This window comes from Mycobacterium lacus, assembly GCF_010731535.1.
In the GTDB taxonomy this organism is placed as follows: Bacteria; Actinomycetota; Actinomycetes; order Mycobacteriales; family Mycobacteriaceae; genus Mycobacterium; species Mycobacterium lacus.
This window is the reverse complement of record NZ_AP022581.1, coordinates 740571-758831: the sequence shown is the minus strand read 5'-3', so window position 1 is coordinate 758831 and position 18261 is coordinate 740571. Positions and strand designations below refer to the sequence as shown.

13 protein-coding genes, 2 pseudogenes and 1 riboswitch are annotated in these 18261 nt (G+C 66.5%); of the genes and pseudogenes, 6 read left to right on the top strand and 9 right to left on the bottom strand.

Annotated features, from left to right (window positions below):
• Positions 1-5: 5 nt before the first annotated feature.
• From G6N24_RS03600 to G6N24_RS24130, 4 genes and pseudogenes are all read right to left on the bottom strand, one after another.
• The gene (locus tag G6N24_RS03600) at positions 6-554 is read right to left on the bottom strand and encodes an SDR family NAD(P)-dependent oxidoreductase (protein WP_372514542.1); all 549 of its coding nucleotides are present in this window, start codon (positions 552-554) and stop codon (positions 6-8) included.
• Positions 505-1362 (bottom strand): ABC transporter substrate-binding protein, encoded by an 858-nt coding sequence (locus G6N24_RS03595; protein WP_085159852.1) that lies wholly within the window; start codon positions 1360-1362, stop codon positions 505-507. Before G6N24_RS03595 ends, G6N24_RS03600 begins: the two co-directional genes overlap by 50 nt.
• A gap of 74 nt (positions 1363-1436) precedes the next feature.
• Positions 1437-1583: pseudogene (locus tag G6N24_RS24135) on the bottom strand (CbbQ/NirQ/NorQ domain-containing protein); the annotation flags it as partial.
• Between the two features lies 1 nt (position 1584).
• Positions 1585-2100 (bottom strand): annotated as a pseudogene (locus G6N24_RS24130) (nitric oxide reductase activation protein); the annotation flags it as partial.
• Positions 2101-2399: 299 nt separating this feature from the next.
• Between G6N24_RS24130 and G6N24_RS03580 the strand changes: the two are divergent.
• From G6N24_RS03580 to metE, 3 genes are all read left to right on the top strand, one after another.
• Positions 2400-3692 (top strand): TetR/AcrR family transcriptional regulator, encoded by a 1293-nt coding sequence (locus tag G6N24_RS03580; RefSeq protein WP_085159863.1) that lies wholly within the window; start codon positions 2400-2402, stop codon positions 3690-3692.
• A 280-nt stretch (positions 3693-3972) separates the two neighbouring features.
• A complete protein-coding gene (locus G6N24_RS03575; protein WP_179963464.1) occupies positions 3973-5277 on the top strand; it encodes an Rv1453 family transcriptional regulator in 1305 nt (434 codons plus the stop codon).
• 93 nt (positions 5278-5370) lie between these two features.
• Positions 5371-5538, top strand: a riboswitch (cobalamin riboswitch).
• 159 nt (positions 5539-5697) lie between these two features.
• Positions 5698-7980 (top strand): 5-methyltetrahydropteroyltriglutamate--homocysteine S-methyltransferase, encoded by a 2283-nt coding sequence (metE, locus tag G6N24_RS03570; protein ID WP_085159851.1) that lies wholly within the window; start codon positions 5698-5700, stop codon positions 7978-7980.
• Positions 7981-8046: 66 nt separating this feature from the next.
• Here the strand turns inward: metE and G6N24_RS03565 are convergent, their stop codons facing one another.
• From G6N24_RS03565 to prpD, 4 genes are all read right to left on the bottom strand, one after another.
• Positions 8047-9759 carry a DUF3556 domain-containing protein gene (locus G6N24_RS03565; RefSeq protein WP_085159849.1) on the bottom strand — a complete coding sequence of 571 codons (1713 nt, stop codon included), beginning with the start codon at positions 9757-9759 and terminating at the stop codon, positions 8047-8049.
• A 362-nt stretch (positions 9760-10121) separates the two neighbouring features.
• A complete protein-coding gene (locus G6N24_RS03560) occupies positions 10122-11246 on the bottom strand; it encodes a bifunctional 2-methylcitrate synthase/citrate synthase (RefSeq protein ID WP_085159847.1) in 1125 nt (374 codons plus the stop codon).
• The gene (locus tag G6N24_RS03555) at positions 11227-11730 is read right to left on the bottom strand and encodes a beta/alpha barrel domain-containing protein (protein WP_085159845.1); all 504 of its coding nucleotides are present in this window, start codon (positions 11728-11730) and stop codon (positions 11227-11229) included. Before G6N24_RS03555 ends, G6N24_RS03560 begins: the two co-directional genes overlap by 20 nt.
• On the bottom strand, positions 11727-13244 hold the full coding sequence (gene prpD, locus G6N24_RS03550; protein ID WP_179963463.1) for a 2-methylcitrate dehydratase PrpD: 1518 nt from the start codon (positions 13242-13244) through the stop codon (positions 11727-11729). The genes G6N24_RS03555 and prpD overlap by 4 nt, the downstream gene beginning before the upstream one ends.
• 119 nt (positions 13245-13363) lie before the next feature.
• On the opposite strand from prpD, the gene G6N24_RS03545 reads away from it, so the two are divergent.
• Together G6N24_RS03545 and G6N24_RS03540 are read left to right on the top strand one after the other, a co-directional pair.
• Positions 13364-14791 carry a short-chain fatty acyl-CoA regulator family protein gene (locus tag G6N24_RS03545; RefSeq protein ID WP_085159841.1) on the top strand — a complete coding sequence of 476 codons (1428 nt, stop codon included), beginning with the start codon at positions 13364-13366 and terminating at the stop codon, positions 14789-14791.
• Positions 14792-14825: 34 nt separating this feature from the next.
• Positions 14826-16196, top strand: coding sequence for a flavin monoamine oxidase family protein (locus G6N24_RS03540; RefSeq protein ID WP_085159839.1), 1371 nt, complete (start codon positions 14826-14828; stop codon positions 16194-16196).
• On the opposite strand, the gene G6N24_RS25670 is transcribed toward G6N24_RS03540, so the two are convergent.
• Complete coding sequence (locus G6N24_RS25670; protein WP_232070687.1) at positions 16193-16681, bottom strand: PE domain-containing protein; 489 nt, start codon at positions 16679-16681, stop codon at positions 16193-16195. The two genes, G6N24_RS03540 and G6N24_RS25670, sit on opposite strands and share 4 nt — an antisense overlap.
• 215 nt (positions 16682-16896) lie before the next feature.
• Between G6N24_RS25670 and G6N24_RS03530 the strand changes: the two genes are divergently transcribed.
• Complete coding sequence (locus G6N24_RS03530) at positions 16897-18258, top strand: HNH endonuclease signature motif containing protein (protein WP_163745404.1); 1362 nt, start codon at positions 16897-16899, stop codon at positions 18256-18258.
• Positions 18259-18261: the final 3 nt, after the last annotated feature.

The window sequence follows — 18261 nt, the reverse complement described above, 5'->3', positions numbered from 1 at the left end:
TTTGTTCAGCTCTCATTAGACGACGCGCTGCTCAGAGCGCCGGGACGCGGGATGCCCATCGCAAGACGGGTCACCCTATGGAGAGCCTTACTGGAAAGCAGCCGGTTGGCAACCACCAGCATGCGGGCGTCGGCGCCGACGGCATGCCGGGCGAACGGCGCACGGTCGCCGGTAGCGAACATCCGCTCCCACAGGTCCATCGGCGTCTCTTCGGCCATCCCGGCGGCGGAAATCCCCGCATTGTGCACGAGCGCGTGTGGGGCCCCGACGGTCGACTCGATCGCCTTGGCCGCGGCGGCGACCGACGCGTAGTCGGTGAGGTCCAGCGGGATGGCGATCAGGCGGGGGTCACCGGCCGCGGCGCCGGTCTTGGACCGCAGGGCTTGCAGACCGGGCTCGGGTGTGCGCAGGGCCGCCACCACACGCCAACCCCGTTGGTACAGGTGCGCCGCCGACGCGAGGCCGAGCCCGCGGGACGCGCCGGTGATGACGACGCTGCGCTGCTCACACATGGCCGGCGGTACACCGGCCGCCGTCAGCCGGAAGCTGCACATCCGGGCGACCGTGTGGCTGGGCGCTCATCCAGGTCGACCAGATTCCCGCCGAGTACGGGCCGGGCTGACCGTTGCGCTCGTAAAAGCCCTGGGGGTCATACACTTTGGCCTCAGGGTATGGCCATGGACAGGCCACCGAGGTGGCGGTTTTCGTCCACTTGATGACGGCGAAGCCGGTGCAGTGCACCACCGCGGTCGGCTTCGCCTCGTGCAGGCTGCGGATCGCCGCACCGACGTCCTGCGCGGTTTGCGCGACCTGCGCCTCGGCGACGACGCGAATGCCCTTGCACCGGCATGCGTTTCGGAGGTTCTTGAGATAGCTCTCGCCGACCAGCGATTGCTCGACCAACACGCCCACCTCGGTGTGGCCGCCCTTGGTGAGCAGGTCCGCCCAGAAGATCGGTTCGTCGGTCATCGACCCCTGCGGAAACGCAAAGGTCCACTCCCCCAGCCAGTCGTCACTACCGCAGACGTTGATCGCAGGTACCCGCAACCGCTCCTCGATCGCCTCCCGCGTGGGTACCGCGTTCTCGGTGATGTGTGGCCCGAAAACCACCAGACAGCCCTCGTCGACGAGCTCGCCGTAGGCGTCGATGACCGCCTTGGCGGTGCCCTTGGGCAGCCCCTCGACCTCCCGGTACACGACCTGGACCGGTCGGTCGATGACCCGCTGACGCAGTCCGTCGTTGAACACCAGCTCGAAGGGCCGGATGAGGTCGTCCCGCATCTCCTGCGGGTAGAACTCCGGCAACAGGAAGTCAAACAGGTAGCCGATCTTGATGGGCTGCGCTGTGCTCTCGTAGGACAACTAGCCTCCGGATAATGAACCTAAAATTTGTTCCAACCCTAACGCGGGCGGCGTCGCACCGTCAATCGCACCGTCTAGCGGTCCACCAAATACGCGTCGATCATCGCCGACAGGCCGCTCGCGACATGCGAATCGTCGGTCAGCGGCCCGACGATGGCGGCGCCGGCGGCCTCGCGCGGGCCCAGTCCCTCCGAGATCAGCCGTCCCGCGGCGATGAGTATGGCTCAGCTGCTCGGGTCGGGCAATGGCGGCGTGGGCCGCACTCCCGAACGCGCGTCGCAATTCCTGGCGATCGGTGCCGGCGCCGATCGCCAGGCAGACGCACCCGATGCCCCGCCGGCGGGCTTCGGCCAGCGCGCGGTGGGCATCGGCCGCCCCATACCCGCGTTCATACCCGTGGTGGTACGCCAACCCGTCGGACAGCGCGACGAGCAGCCGTCGCGATGTGCCACCTCGGCTCTGCAGCACCGCGGCACCATGCCGGATCGCCGCGCCGAGCCGCGAATACGCGCCGGGCACCAGGCCGCGAACGCGCTGCAGCACCAGGGCATTCATGCCGTCGTCGATGCGCCTTATCGGCATCGGCCGCACGGCCGGTCGTCCCTGCGAATGGAAAGCGTAGAGGGCCAGGCGATCCCCGACCTCGTGCAGGGCAACGGCCGGGGCGGCGGCGCCCGCCCGTTGCTGTTCGTGCACGGTCCTACCGAGCGGCCCGGGCACGGCTACGGATCCGGAGACTATGCGCGGGTCTTCGTCGGCCTCGGCCAAGGCTGGCTCGCCGGACCCGGCAGCGCGCCGACCGCCGACGACATCGCGGCACATCTGGACGAGGTGTCGACGACCGAGCCCCCACCGTTCCCGCGTCGATCTTCGACGAGGTCTTCGGCGTCTGCGCGGCCTCTAGAATCGGCCAGTCACCATCGCAGGCAGCGGAGTTGCCACAAGCGGTCTGATAGCCTCCAACAAAGATTTGGTATGGCTGGGAGGAGGAACATGTTTTGTGGACCATGGTCCTCCGGACCGGTGTACAGCTAGCCATGGCCAAAGCCGATACCTTGGCGACAGGCCGTCGGGCCGACAACGCAACTGACGCCGGAACACGCAGGACCGAGATCCTGGAGACCGCGGCATCGCTGATCGCATCCTCGGGATTGCGGACTTCGCTGCAGGAAATCGCTGATGCCGCAGGCATTCTGCCGGGAAGCCTCTATCACCATTTCGAATCCAAGGAAGCCATCCTCGTTGAGCTGATTCGCCGCTATCAAGCCGATCTGGATCGCATCGGATTGGCCGCCCAGGCGAGGTTGGACGAGCCCGACTCGCGACCCGTCGCCGACAAGATCGCCGAACTCGGATCGGCGATCGCCAACGCCGCCGTGCGGCACCAGGCCGCCTTGCAGATGTCTTTTTACGAGGGACCCGGCTCAGATCCCGCGTTCGTCACGCTGACGCGGCAGCGGCCGACCGCGATCCAGGGGGCGATGCTGCAGACGCTGCGTGCCGCCAGGTGGAGCGGCTACATCAGGCCCGAAATCGACCTTCCAACCCTGGCTGACCGCATCTGCCAGAGCATGCTGCAGGTCGGGCTGGATGTCATCCGGCGCAACGCTTCCGCCGCGCAGGTGGCCGGACTCATGTGCCGAATCATCTTGCAAGGTTTGGCAGCCCGGCCACCCACCGATGCGAGGTTAGATCGTTCCCGTGCCTTCGCCGCGGCGAGTGACGTCATCCAGTCGTGGGCCGACGATAGCGAGGCCGACCCCAGCGACAAAGCGGCCCATCTTCGAGCTGTGGCGCGCATGGAGTTCGGCCGCAAGGGTTATGAAGTCACCACCATCAGGGATATCGCATCGGCGGCGGGCCTGGGTACCGGGACCGTCTATCGGGTGATCGGCTCCAAAGAGGAACTGCTCGCCTCGATCATGCGCTCGTTCGGCCAGAAGGTCGAAGCGGGGTGGGTCGGCGTCCTGCGTTCGGACGCGTCGAGCATCGAGAAGCTGGACGCCCTGAGCTGGGTCAACGTCAACGCGCTGGACCGGTTTTCCGACGAGTTCAGGATCCAGCTTGCCTGGATGAGGCAATCGCCTCCCGACACCGCCGATCCAGGATGGTCTTATGCGACCCGACTGAGGCAAATGAAATCCCTTCTTACCGAAGGGATCCGGTCAGGTGAGATACGCATCGACACACCGTCGACGGCGATGCTGGCACGGGTGATCATTGGCATCCAGTGGATCCCGGAGAACATCCTCCGCACGATCGGAACCCGTGCGTCACTCGTCCTCGCCCGCGACACGGTATTACGCGGTATCGCCGCGCGGGGCAAATAGAGGCGCCTGGGATCGAGTCTGCGCACAGGGCGTCGGCGCGGCCGGAAATCGCGCCGTCACCGCAGCCTCGATGCCATGGCCGCAGACTCGGGACGCAAAGCACGCAATCAGCCAGGCGCGCTGATCGGGTGGCTACCGCCGCGCCGGACGGACGCCGTCGCCGCCGGCCCGGGCTCCACCGCCCCCCGTCGGCGCGGCCACCAACAGCAGAACACGGGCAGTTTGGCCGGTGCAGCGCGAACCCATCATGCAAAGTGCACATAAGCCCTACAATCGGGCCGTGGTTTGGCAACCGCCTTCGCCGCGCGTGCAAGAGCTGATCCGCAAGGGCGCGTGGATGGCTCTCAATCCCCCAAGGGAGTGGCTCGAGGAATTCGATCGCGCCACGCTGGCGGCTAGCCCGCCCATCTCCCAGGACCCCGGCCTGGCGGCGGTGGTTACTCGCTCCAACCGCGCCAATTTGGTCCACTTCGCCTCCGCCATGCTGCGCAATCCCGGCGATCCGGTGCCGGCAAACCTCAGCGCCGAGACGCTGCGCATGGCTCGCGATCTGGTGCGCCGTGGCCTGGACGCATCCGCGCTGGAGGTCTATCGCATCGGGCACAACGTGGCCTGGCGGCGCTGGGTGGAAATCGCGTTCGAACTTACTTCCGACCCTGAAGAGCTGCACCAGCTGCTCGACGTGCCATTTCGGTCGGCCAACGAGTTCGTGGACGCCACCCTTGCCGGCCTCGCGGCGCAGATGCAGATGGAATACGCGGATCTAACCCAAGACATCCGCGCCGAGCGCCGCAAGATCGTCGAGCTCATCCTCGACGGCGCCCCCATCAGCCGAGAACGCGCCGAAGCGCAATTGGCCTATCCGCTCGACCGACTTCATACCGCCGTGATCATCTGGTGTGATGACCCCGACGTCGACGACAATCGGCTTGACCGAACCGTCGCCGCGTTCAGCCAAGCCGTCGGATGCCCGCAGCCACTGACAGTGGTCGCCAGCGCCGCAACTCGCTGGGTGTGGGCCAATGAGGTGGCCTCGCTCAACCCTCAGCAGATCCGCCGCGCGCTTGACGGCACACCCGATGCCCGGATCGCCGTCGGGACCACCGCGTCAGGAATCGGGGGATTCCGCCGCAGCCACCTGGATGCGCTGACGATACAGCGGATGTTGACTCGGCTGCGGTCGCGCCAACGGGTCGCCTTCTTCGCCGATGTCCAGATGATCGCGTTACTCACCGAAAACGCCGACGGCGCGGACGTCTTCATCACGAACACGCTGGGGGACTTCGAATCGGCCGACCCGATGCTGCATACGACGGTGTTGACCTACATCAAGGCGGAGTGCAACGCTTCGCGCGCCGCAAAACTTCTCTACACCCACCGCAACACCCTGTTGCACCGGCTCGAGACGGCTCAACGGCTGCTCCCCAGACCCCTGGACCACACCCTCGTAGAGGTTGCCGTAGCGCTCGAGGCGCTGCAGTGGCGCGGCGATCAAGCCGCTGGTGCCGTGCAAACGCCTTCCGGACAGCACATCGGCGCGTCGTCCTCCGTACCAGACGGGCACCTAAGCCACAGCCAGGCGTAGCTGGCTCCCGACGTTGGGCACCCGTCGCGCGGCAGAGTAACCTTGCCTACGCAGCTGGTCTGCCGTTGCCGCCCCACGCGGCGCCGGCATCGAGCGACACACGTTAGCGATGTGTCGCAAGAGGGAACCCGGTGAGAATCCGGGACTGTCCCGCAGCGGTGTGCAGGAACGACCGCCGTCTTATAGCACTGGTCTGGCGACTGGGAAGCGACGGCCAGTAGGAGCACCACCGGGTGCGCGCCTGCGAGTCCGAAGACCTGCCGGCTGTGCCGGGCGCGCCGCGTCCGGCGGCTCGTCGCCTCGTGGAATGGGCGTATGGCCGTGCCGGTTGCGGTTGCTGTAGAAGAAGGCGCGCGCCGCGGACCGGATCGGTTGTGCGTCCGCCGGCGGTGAGCGCCCCGTCGATTGAAGGACGACATAGTGACCGATAATTTTCGGAAGTTCACCGCAACCATCACCGGCTCCCCGCGCATCGGCCCGCATCGCGAACTCAAGCGCGCGACCGAAGGCTACTGGTCCGGACGCACCAGCCGATCCGACCTCGAGTCGGTCGCCGCCACGTTGCGCCGCGATATGTGGTCAGAATTGGCCGCGGCCGGTCTGGACTCCGTGCCGGTAAACACCTTCTCCTATTACGACCAGATGCTCGACACCGCGGTTTTGCTCGGCGCGCTGCCGGCCCGGGTGGCGAAAATCGCCGACGAGTTGGACCGCTATTTCGCCGCGGCGCGCGGCAACGACGACGTGGCGCCACTCGAGATGACGAAGTGGTTCGACACCAACTATCACTACCTGGTTCCCGAGATCGAGCCCACGACCCGGTTCGCGCTGAATCCGGACAAGGTGCTCTCCGAGCTGAAAGAAGCACTGCAGCAAGGGATTCCCGCACGCCCGGTCGTCATCGGGCCGGTCACCTTCCTGTTGTTGAGCAAGGGCGTCAACGGCGGCGGCGCGCCGATCGAGCGCCTCGAAGAGCTGGTTCCGATCTACTCCGAGCTGTTGTCGCTGCTCGCCGACAACGGGGCGCCGTGGGTGCAACTCGACGAGCCCGCGCTGGTCACCGACATCTCCCCCGACGCGCCCGCCCTCGCCGAGTGGGTCTACAACGCGCTCGGCGCCGTGAGCAACCGGCCCGCCGTTTACGTCGCCACCTACTTCGGCGACCCCGGCGCCGCCCTGGCGGGGCTGGCGCGCACGCCGGTCGAGGCCATCGGCGTCGACTTGGTCGCCGGCGCCGACACCGCGGTGGCTTCTATATTCGGGGCGCCCGAGCTGGCCGGCAAGACGCTGGTGGCCGGCATCGTGGACGGGCGCAATGTCTGGCGCACCGATCTAGAGGCCGCCCTGAGCCGGCTGGCGACCCTGCTGGGTTCGGCGGCCGCCGTTGCCGTCTCGACGTCGTGTTCCACCCTGCACGTGCCGTACTCGCTGGAACCAGAAACCGACCTGGACGACGCCTTGCGGAGCTGGCTGGCGTTCGGCGCGGAGAAGGTGCGCGAAGTCGTCGTCTTGGCGCGTGCCCTGCGCGACGGGCGCGATTCCGTGGCCGACGAGATCGCGGCGTCCAACGCCGCGGTGGCGTCCCGCAGGCGTGATCCGCGCCTGCGCAACGGGCAGGTCCGGGCCCGCATCGACTCGATCGTCGCCTCGGGTGCGCACCGGGGCGACCCCGCGCAGCGGCGGGCCAGCCAGGACGCGCGGCTGCATCTGCCGCCGCTGCCGACCACGACGATCGGCTCCTACCCGCAGACCTCGGCGATCCGCAAAGCGCGCGCGGCGCTGCGGGCCGGCGAGATCGACAACGCCGAGTATGTCCGGCGGATGAAGGCGGAGATCGCCGACGTCATCAAGCTGCAGGAGCGACTAGGCCTGGACGTGCTGGTGCACGGCGAGCCCGAGCGCAACGACATGGTGCAGTACTTCGCCGAGCAGCTGCAGGGATTCTTCGCCACGCAGAACGGCTGGGTGCAGTCCTACGGCAGCCGCTGCGTGCGCCCGCCCATCCTCTACGGCGACGTGGCCCGGACGCATCCGATGACGGTCGGGTGGATCACCTACGCGCAGTCGCTGACCGACAAACCGGTCAAGGGCATGTTGACCGGGCCGGTCACGATCCTGGCCTGGTCGTTCGTGCGTGACGACCAGCCGCTGGCCGACACCGCCAACCAGGTGGCGCTGGCCATCCGCGACGAAACCGTGGATCTGCAGTCGGCCGGCATCGCGGTCATCCAGGTCGACGAGCCGGCGCTGCGCGAACTGCTGCCGCTGCGTCGCGCAGATCAGGAGGAGTATTTGCGTTGGGCCGTAGGCGCTTTCCGGTTGGCGACGTCGGGCGTCGCCGACTCTACGCAGATCCATACCCACTTGTGCTACTCGGAGTTCGGTGAGGTGATAGGCGCTATCGCCGACCTGGATGCCGACGTCACGTCCATCGAGGCGGCGCGCTCCCACATGGAGGTGCTGGATGACCTGAACGCGGTCGGCTTCGCCAACAGTGTGGGCCCGGGGGTGTACGACATCCACTCGCCGCGGGTGCCGAGCACCGACGAGATGGCCGAGTCGCTGCGTGCCGCGTTGCGGGCCGTGCCGGCCGGGCGGCTGTGGGTCAACCCCGACTGTGGGCTAAAGACCCGCAACGTCAACGAGGTGATCGCGTCGCTGCAGAACATGGTCGCCGCAGCACAGGAGGTACGTTCCGGCTAGCTGGCGAGCAGACGTGGAATCGCACGACACGCCACGCGTGCGTGCGATTCTGCGTCTGCTCGCCGGCTATAGCACGTGGACCGGCACGTCGTCGGCCCAGGGCTGCCGGGTCACCATGTCGGCCACCCGGATGTAGCCGCGCTCGAACTCACCGGTCGCGGCGTCCACTAACCGATACTGCTGGGTCTGTCGGTGGATGGGCTGCGCGTCGAGCAGCACGATCCGCACCTCGCCAGGCTCGAACCGGCAGCGCTGTTGCATCGCACCGATCAGTTGCTCGTTGTGCATGTGGCCGTCGCCAAAATTCCATCCGACGGCGGTGCTGCAGATGCGTTCCCCGTCGATGATGGCGTAGTCGTCCTCGTTCTGGCCCGCCATCGCCCGGTGCGCCAGCGTGAACAGCGCCCGGCCGTGAGAGTTCATGGCGCGGAACGCGTATCCGAGATACATCGGGATCTGGGCGCGCTCCTTGCCGTAGTAGCGCTCCAGTTGTGCGGCCGGCATGCTGGCGATCGCGACGATGCCCCTATCGATCTTGTCCTCCGCAGAGGGTTTGACACACCACAGCGTGGTGTCCCAATTACCGGCGTAATAGCGCATGGCGGGCAAGAACGAGATCTTGCGCGGGAGCATGTTGCCCGCGATCACGATCCCCCCGATCATGGCGCACAGAATCGCCACCGGCACAGGGTTTTTCAGGTCGGTCAGGCCGAGACGGGCATGGCCGACGAACAGCGACAGCACGCCGAAGATCATGAACACGTTCCACTCCAGCGGGACGCCCATCGGGATCGCCGTCAGGATCCCGAGGTGGAAGCACACCATCACGATCGCGGCCACCGCCAGGGGCCAGCCGCTGTGGGAGAAGAACAGCACCACGGGCACACACATCTCGACGAAAGTGCTGACGTGAGCGAAGATCCGAGACAGGAGTCCGGGCCGCAGATCGTCGGGGAACCTCTCGAAGAACATGCGCTTGACGAACCGAGGCCGGAACAGCGGGTTGTTGGACATCATCGTGGAGATCACGAACGGGAAGTGGCGGTTGAGCTTCGACGTCGCCGCACCCATCCAGATCACCAGGAACACCACCTTGGCGGCGACGATCATGTCGACACCAAACAGAAAGGTCACCGTCAGCGTCGCGTAGACCTCGCCGCGGGCGGCCAGGAAGACCACCTTGTCGCGCAGCCCCAGCACGCCGAGAAGCAGCAGGATCAGCACGATCTCCCAGACCGGCAGCAGCCCGATCGTGGTGCCCAGCTCCGGTACCGGGCCGGTGCCATCTGCGAACAGCGCCGCCAGCAACATGATCAGCAGCAGCGCGTACAGCGCGACATCCACCGGCTTGCGCTTGGTGCCCTGCGTCAGCGGGACGCGATCGGGCCACGGCGGCAGCCGGATGGTGCCGAAGCGCATCCAGTACAGGATCGAGCCCATCGGCGGGAAGTACCGGTTGTTCAGCGGCCCGAAGCCGCAGCCCAGCCCGATCACCTCGAAAAGCATCGTGTAGAGCACGACCTTCTCAAACACGATCGGCTCGGCGTACCACGCCGTGACGTCGGTGAATCCCTGGATGCCCTTGGTGGTGACCACGATCAGCCAGGCAGCCAGGATATAGAGCAGGACCTTGGCCACGTAGAACAGGTGCAGTGCCATCGGCGTTCCGAAGCCCACCTCGGCCCAGTGCCGGGCCATCGGACGGATCTTCTCGCTGCGGGTGCCCTTGCTCCATTCGGTCATGTCGATCTGCGGCAGGTCGGGCTTCAGAAATCCCATGGTTCGACAGATTAGAACAGGTTCCAGGGGTGTGCGCGGTCCGAATCTCTGTGCATTTTGCACGACGGGTAGTCAATGCTTTGAGCGGATTGATCGTGGCCGCCGGCCTGCAGCTGCGCTCGTTCCGATGCAGCAGTGTAGCACCGGAATTGCGTTGAGCGACAACCGAAGCAGTTACCCGACCGACTTGCCTACGATTCACCTGTCATCAGCGGCGCTTCCACCCCCGGCGGCGCCGGCAGCGACGGCGGTGCGGGCCAGACCGGCGACTTCGGCATCGGAGGCGCTCCCAGTGGCGGCACCCGAGCCAAGGGCGGCCCCGGCGGCGCTGGCCGGGATGGCGGCACCCAGGGCGACAGTCGTCAGGCTCGCAGGCGGGGCAGCGTCCGCTGCTCGCGCCCCGAATACGCGCTCAGCGGCCGGATCAGCGCGTTGGCCGCCGCCTGTTCCATGACGTGAGCGGTCCAGCCGGTGATCCTGCTCATCACGAAGATGGGTGTGAAGCAGGCGATGTCGAATCCCATCAGGTGATACGCAGGCCCGGTGGGAAAGTCGAGATTGGGCTTAATGCCGGTGGCGGACAGCATCTCCGCCTCCAGCACGTTGTAGATGTCCAGCCAGCGCCGGCCGTCACGAACGGCGGCGACGCGGGTCAGCGCCTGCTTCATCGTCGGCACCCGGGAGTCACCGTGCTTGTACACCCGGTGCCCGAAGCCCATGATCTTCTCCTTGCGGGCGAGCTTGCCGCGCAACCATTCCCGCGCGTTGCCCGGGTCGCCGATCTCAATCATGTCGTGCATGACGGCCTCGTTGGCACCGCCATGCAGCCGACCCTTGAGCGCGCCGATCGCCCCGGTGACCGCCGAGTAGATGTCCGACTGGGTCGACGTCACCACCCGCGCGGCGAACGTCGACGCGTTGAAACCGTGTTCGGCGTACAGGATCATCGACTGCTCGAACGCCGACACGATGGCGGGTTCGGGCATCTCACCGAAGCACATCCGCAGGAAGTTCTCGGCATACCCCAGCCCGCTGTGCGGCGGGATCGGGGCCAACCCGCGACGGCGCCGCATGTCGACGGCGACGATGGTGGGTAACACCGCGAGCATGCGCAGCGCCTTGGCCCGGTTCGCCGATTCGTCGTCCTCGTCGGGATCCTCGGCGCCCAGATAGCTGATCGCGGTGCGCACCACGTCCATCGGATGGCAGTTGTCGGGCAGCTTGGCCAGCAGCGACAGCATCGACCGGTCCACCCGGCGGCCGGCGCGTTCCCGTTCGCAGAACAGCGCCAGCTCCGCGTCGGTCGGCAGCTCGCCGCGCCAGAGCAGGAAGGCGACCTGTTCGAAACTGCAGTGCGCCGCCAGGTCCTGCACGGGATATCCGCGGTAGGTCAGCGAATTGGTCTCCGGCACCACCTTGGAGATGGCCGTGGTGTCCACCACCACACCGGCGAGGCCCTTACGGATTTCAACGGCTGGCGCGGTCATGGCTGTGCCTCCTCGGGTGTGGGGGCGTAACCAGCAGCTGGTAGAGCCGACATCGGTGGTGCATGCACCCCAGCAGCGCGGATTGCGTTCCCGCTAAGCAGATTTCACGCAGATCCGCGTCGACAGCGAACATCGCCAGCCGCAACGTGGTGACCGGGTAGATGACCGCGTTGTAGCCGATGTCACCCAATTGCCGCGCGGTCAGCAGCGGCGACTTGCCGAACTCGGTCATGTTGGCCAGCAGCGGAATGTCAACCGCGGCGCGGAACTTCTCGAAGTCGGCCATCTCGGTCAGCGTCGTCAACCCGATGTTGGGCAATCCGAAGTCGGCGGAAAGCGCGGCGCCGGAAACATAGACCCCTTGGAAGCTGTTCTCGGCTATCGCTTTGGCCACCAGCGGCGAGAATGCACCCGGAAGACGTTGCAGCCGACCGGAATTAAGGCCAGCCCGAAACGTCGCGCGCTTACCGGTGGCGACGGTCACCGGAAGATTCCCGACGGAATCACCGGCGCCTTGTCCAGCACCCGCGGATCGACCGACACGTTCAGCTCGCCCAGCGAGCCGGCCCTGAGATCGGCAAGGTTGTCCACGGTGTACAGGAACCTTTGCTGCTCAAAGGGTTCCACCGTACCATCGGCGAGTTCGGCGAACTTCTCGATGTATTGCTTGCGCTCGAACGGCCGGGCGCCCAGCGGATGAGCGTCGGCCACCGCCAGTTCGTCGACAATCACCTCACCACTCTTCAGCGTCACCTCCGCCCGCGCCCCGAACGCCTTGTCGGCCGGATCGGTCGAGTGATAGCGGCGGGTCCACTCGGGATCCTCGACGGTGGCGATTTTGTGCCATAACTCGACGGTGTCGGGCCGGTGGGCCCGCTCGGGAGCGTAGGAGCGTTCGTGGTGCCAGCTGCCGTCCTGTAGTGCGACGGCAAAAATGTAGGGCAGCGAATGATCGAGCGTTTCCCGGGACGCGTCCGGATCGAACTTCTGCGGGTCCCCGGAGCCGGTTCCGATCACCACATGGGTGTGCCGGCTGGTGTGCAGCACGATCGTCGCAATCTGATCGAGGCCGCCTTCCAGGCCGGATAGGCGCTCGCGCAGCCGGCGGGCCAGGTCGATCGGCGCCTGGCTCTGGTACTCCGCGGAGTGCTCCTTGGTGTAGCTGTCCAGGATGGCGCGCTTGGGTTCGCCGGGAGCCGGCAACGGCACCCGGTAGGTGCGGTCGGGGCCGCCGAGCAGCCAGGCGATGACGCCGTCCTCACCCTCCCAGATCGGTGCCGGCGACCCCTCACCGCGCATCGCCCGGTCGACCGCCTCGATGGCGACCTTGCCGGCGTGCGCGGGCGCGAAGGCCTTCCAGCTGGAGATCGCGCCCTTGCGGGATTGGCGGGTGCTGGTGGTCAGGTGCAAGGCCTGTCCAATCGCGTGGTAGATGGTCTCGGTATCCAGTCGCAGCATGGTCCCGATGCCGGCGACGACCGACGGGCCCAGATGGGCGACATGGTCGATCTTGTTCTCGTGCAGGCACATTCCACGGGCCAGGTCGATCTGGATCTCGTATGCGGTCGCCAGGCCGCGGATCAGGTCCGCGCCGCGCACGCCGAGCTGCTGGGCGACGGCCACCAGCGGGGGGATGTTGTCGCCGGGGTGGGAGTACTCCGCGGCCAGAAACGTGTCGTGGAAATCCAGTTCGCGCACCGCGACACCGTTGGCCCACGCCGCCCATTCCGCGGCATAGCAGCCGCCCACGCCGAAAACCCGTGCCCCCCGTCGCGTGCGGTGGGCCTGCGCCTGTTGGCGGGCGACGGTGACCGGCCGGCGCAGCACCGCCGCGGCGCTGACAGCGGCGTTGTCGATGATCCGGTTCAGCAGCATTTCGGTGGTCTCCGGCTCGACCGCGACCGGATCGGTGGCGACCTCGGCGATCTTGTAGGCCAGGTGCTCGGTGCGGGGGAAATCGTCAGCGCTGCGCCTGGACCGTACGTCGTGTATCTGCACAATCCGCACGCTACGCACTGCGCATCCGGCCGAAAAGTGCCTGTAAATGCGTATTTTTGTGTCCTTATACGGCGTAAGTTGCGAACTTTGTGAACTCGAATTGGAGTACCGTTTCAAGGGTGGCGAAGACTTTTTCGGGGGCCCGGCTGCGGCGGCTGCGTCAAGAACGCGGCCTCACTCAGGCGGCGTTGGCCCGCACCCTGGACCTGTCCACCAGCTATGTCAACCAGTTGGAGAACGACCAGCGCCCCATCACCGTGCCGGTGCTGCTTGCGCTCACCGAGCGCTTCGACCTGCCACCCCAGTACTTCGCCTCCGATTCCGACGCCCGGTTGGTGGCCGACCTCAACGCCGTCTTCACCGAAACCGCCGAGCGTGCAATCAGCCAACACCAGATCGAGGAGTTCGTTGCCCGGATGCCTGAGGTCGGCCGCAGCCTGGTTGCCATGCACCGCCGGTTACGCGATGCCACCGAGGAATTGGAGGGCTATCGATCTCGAGCGACCGACGAAGCCGAGCCGCCCCCGCAGCGACCGATGCCGTTCGAGGAGGTCCGCGATTTCTTCTACGACCGCAACAACTACATCGGCGACCTCGACCTGGCGGCGGAAGACATGTTCGGCGAGTTCGGCATGCGCGTCGGCGGATTGGACATCCAGCTGTCGCAGCTGATGCGGAACAAGTTCGCAATCAACGTCGTTATCGATGACGCCCTACCCGAAACCGCTAAGCGCCGCTACCACCCAGAAACCAAGGTGCTGCGCATCGCACACTGGCTGTCGCCCGGGCAGCGCGCGTTCCAGATCGCTACCCAGCTCGCTCTGCTCAGCCAATCAGAGTTGATCTCGGCCATCGTGGCCACCGACGACCAGCTCAGCATCGAGGCCCGCGCCGTTGCCCGGATCGGTCTGGCCAACTACTTCGCCGGCGCTTTCCTCCTCCCCTATCGCGAATTCCACCGGGCCGCAGAGGAATTGCGCTATGACATCGACCTGCTGGGCCGCCGGTTCGGGGTGGGCTTCGAGACCGTGTGCCATCGGCTTTCGACGCTACAGCGGCCGCGGCAGCGCGGGATCCCGTTCATCTTCGTGCGCACCGACAGGGCGGGCAACATCTCAAAGCGGCAGTCTGCCACGGCGTTCCACTTCAGCCGGGTGGGCGGCAGCTGCCCGCTGTGGGTGGTGCACGACGCGTTCGCCCAACCGGGCCGGATCGTCGTGCAGGTGGCGCAGATGCCCGACGGGCGCTCGTATTTCTGGGTGGCCAAGACCACTGTCCCCGAGGGCCGCGGATACCTCGGCCAGCGTAAGAGCTTTGCCGTCGGGCTGGGGTGCGACCTCGCTTATGCCGGCGAGCTGGTCTACTCGACCGGGGTAGTCCTCGACGATCCGACAACGGCGGTCCCGATCGGAGCGGGCTGCAAGATCTGCAACCGGACGTCGTGCGCCCAGCGCGCGTTTCCGTATCTCGGCGGACGGGTCGTGGTAGACGAGAACGCGGGCAGCAGCTTGCCCTATTCGTTCACCGGGCAACCGCAATCGGTGTAGCTTGCTGCCAAGGGGATCGGCTAAGGAGCCGGGCATGGCAGATGTCGATTTTTGCGTGGTCGGAGCGGGATTTGCCGGCTTGACGGCCGCCCTGCGATTGAAGCAAGCCGGTCGCGCGGTGGCCTTGCTGGAGGCTCGTGACCGGGTCGGCGGCCGCACTTTCACCGTGACCCGCGACGACGGCGTGTGGATCGATCGCGGCGGCGCGTGGATCGGACCGGGCCAGGACCGGATCTACGCGTTGATGGATGAGCTCGGCGTGCCCGAGTACAAGCAGCACAACGACGGTGACGCCATGATGATCGTCGACGGCAAGAAGCACCGCTACGGCGGCAAATTGCCCTGGACGATGAGCCCGTGGGCGGTGGCCAACCTTGGCATTGGTTTGCTGACGGTGGAGCAGATGTGCAAGACGATTCCGCGCGAATCCCCCTGGGAGGCAAAGGATGCCGCCGAATGGGACCGGATCAGCCTGGGGGATTGGCTCGAGCGGAATGTGTTGTCCAAGCCGGCCCGTGAGATGCTGGACATGGCCCTGGCCGGCCCCTACACCACGGCATCCTCCGAGGTGTCGTTGCTGTGGATGCTGCTGCAGATGGCGTCCGGCGGCGGTCCCACGTTTGTCATCTCGGGCACGGGCGGCGCCCAGGATGCCCGCCCGGTCGGCGGTATGGGGGCCATCTACCGCCCGATGGCCGCCGAACTGGGTGACGCGCTGCATATGTCGCGGCCGGTCCGGCGGATCGCGCAGGACGCCGACGGGGTCACGGTCGTCGCGGAAGGTCTGGCGCTGCGGGCGCGCCGGGTCATCGTGACGATTCCGGTGGCGATCGCGGGCTCGATCGTCTACGAGCCAATGCTGCCGGCGGATCGAGCGCTTCTACATCAGCGGATGCCCGGCGGCGCGGTCATCAAGACATCCGTCATCTACGACGAGGCGTTCTGGCGGTCCGACGGATTGTCCGGCCAGTCGGCCGCGCCGCATACCCCGGCCACGCTGACCATCGACGCCTGCACGGACACAGGCAATCCGGGAATCATGTGCGTCATCACCGAAGGACCTGCCGCGCGTCGGCTGACCCGACTCGACGAGGCCGAGCGCAAAGCCACAGTCATCGGCGAACTCGTCAGCCGGTTCGGCGACAAGGCCGCCACGCCCGTCGAGTACCACGAACAGAACTGGACCGTCGAGCGGTATTCGGGTGGCGGGATGATCAGCCACACCCCAACCGGTGTGCTCACCGAATTCGGCCCCGCGCTGCGTGCGCCGTGTGGTCGTGTCCATTGGGCCGGCACCGAAAGCTCGGCCATCATGTGCGGGTGGATCGACGGGGCGATCCGCTCCGGCGAGCGCGCCGCATCGGAAGTGATGGCCAACGAAACCGCAACGGCCGCAGTCACTTAGTGATCTGGTTCGCAAGGTTCGTCGGGCCTCGGCTGATCACCATCCCAGCAGAGCACCGGGCAACCGCTACTCCGGTCGACCACATTGGCAGCGGTGCACCAATTGCCTCCGCGAGCGGTTCGGGCGCTGACAACCTGGAATTCCTCGCCGAAGCTGCCGAACACCGATGCGATGGCAACCGAAACCTCATCCTGTGCCGCCCCGCTATCCCCATCGTGGGGCTTGCCGCGATTGCACCGGCCAGGACTCGGCCAACGACGACCGACTGCAAAAGCCGGAGCTCGGATCCGCCTTGTTGAAGAGGCCCGAGTCGTCGTTGCCCGAGTTGCCGATGCATGAGTTGAAGACTCGATGCCGATATTGTCGAAGCCGGTGTTCGCCTTGCCCCAGTTAAGACCGTCCGTGTTGCGACCGCCGGAGTTGGCCCACCCGGTGTTGATGTCACCGGAGTTGAAGTCGCCGGTGTTGATCGAGCCCGCGTTCATGCTTCCGCTGTTCTGGAAACCCGAGTTCCCGTTGCCGGTGCCGAAGTTGTGGTTGCCGGTGTTCCCGAAGCCGACATTGTTGCTGCCGCGGTTGGCGTAGCCCATGTTGACCAACAATAGAAGTCGCCGACTGACACTGAAATCCCGTGTGTCACTGTAGTTTCAGTGGTTTTAGCGGACCGGTTTCTGTCGGTGGCGGCTCATAGTATTGAGGTATGGGTTCGAGCACGCGTGAGGAGATCGTTGAGGTCTGCGACGCGCTCGATCATGATGTGGACCGCTTGTGCGGCTTGTCGTTTGATGTGTTGACCACCCCGGAGCGGTTGGCGTTTTTGGAGCGCCTGGAGCGGGTGGCGCGTCGGCTGCCGGTGGCTCGGCATGGGTTGATCAATCAGCTCGCCGAGCGGGCCGGCGAGGAGGAGTTGGGCGGCAAGCTGGGGTCGGTGTTGGCCAGCCGGTTGGGTGTCACCCGGGGTGAGGCCAGCCGGTGGGTGGCCGAGGCTGCCGATCTGGGCGAGCGGCGGGCGTTGACCGGTCAGCCGTTGGCGCCGCGGCTGACCGCGACCGCGGCGGCGCAGCGGGCGGGCCGGATCGGTGACGGGCATGTTCGGGTGATCCGCGATGTCGTTCGCCGCCTGCCGGTCGGTGTTGATGTGGAGACCCAAGACCAGGCCGAGGCCCATCTGGCCCGGTTGGCCACCCAGTTTCGCCCCGACCAGGTGGCCAGGCTGGCCGCGCGGTTGATGGACTGCCTTAACCCCGACGGCGACTTCTCCGAGGAGGATCGGGCGCGCCGGCGCGCGCTGGTGGTGGGCAAGCACGATGTCGACGGGATGTCACGGATCAGTGGCTATCTGACGCCCGAGGCGCGGGCCACCGTGGAGGCGGTGCTGGCCAGGCTGGCCGCCCCGGGCATGTGCAACCCCACCGATGAGACTCCGGTCATCGACGGCGCGCCGTCGGAACAGGCCGTGCGGCACGACACCCGCAGCACCGCGCAGCGCAACCACGATGGTCTCAACGCCGCGCTGCGCGCGCTGCTGGCCTCCGGAAAGCTGGGCCAGCACAACGGGTTGCCGGCCAGCATCATCGTGACCACCACGCTCAACGACCTCGAGGCCGCCGCCGGCAAGGGGCGCACCGGCGCCGGCGGCATGCTGCCCATGTCCGATGTGATCCGCCTGGCCCGCCACGCCCACCACTATTTGGCGATCTTCGACCAGGGCAACGCCCTGGCGCTGTATCACACCACACGCCTGGCCTCCCCTGGGCAACGAATTGTGTTGTACGCCAAGGACCGCGGGTGCACCGCGCCGGGATGCGACGTGTCGGGCTACTACTGCGAGGTGCACCACTGCACCCCCTACGCCCACTGCCATACCACCGACGTCAACGACCTGACCTTCGCCTGCGGCGGGCATCACCCACAGGCCGAACAAGGCTGGACCACCCGAAAACGCAAAGACGGCACCACCGAATGGATCCCACCGCCGCACCTCGACCACGGCCAGCCGAGGACCAACAGCTACCACCACCCCGAAAAACTACTGGTGGACGAGGATGAAGACGACCCCTAGCGC

Coding starts and splice junctions, on each gene's coding strand:
- G6N24_RS03530 (WP_163745404.1), top strand. CDS start 16,897: ATGGGTTCGAGCACGCGTGAGGAGATCGTTGAGGTCTGCGACGCGCTC.
- G6N24_RS03600 (WP_372514542.1), bottom strand. CDS start 554: ATGTGCAGCTTCCGGCTGACGGCGGCCGGTGTACCGCCGGCCATGTGT.
- G6N24_RS03540 (WP_085159839.1), top strand. CDS start 14,826: ATGGCAGATGTCGATTTTTGCGTGGTCGGAGCGGGATTTGCCGGCTTG.
- G6N24_RS03580 (WP_085159863.1), top strand. CDS start 2,400: ATGGCCAAAGCCGATACCTTGGCGACAGGCCGTCGGGCCGACAACGCA.
- G6N24_RS03560 (WP_085159847.1), bottom strand. CDS start 11,246: ATGACCGCGCCAGCCGTTGAAATCCGTAAGGGCCTCGCCGGTGTGGTG.
- G6N24_RS25670 (WP_232070687.1), bottom strand. CDS start 16,681: ATGAACGCGGGCTCGATCAACACCGGCGACTTCAACTCCGGTGACATC.
- G6N24_RS03565 (WP_085159849.1), bottom strand. CDS start 9,759: ATGGGATTTCTGAAGCCCGACCTGCCGCAGATCGACATGACCGAATGG.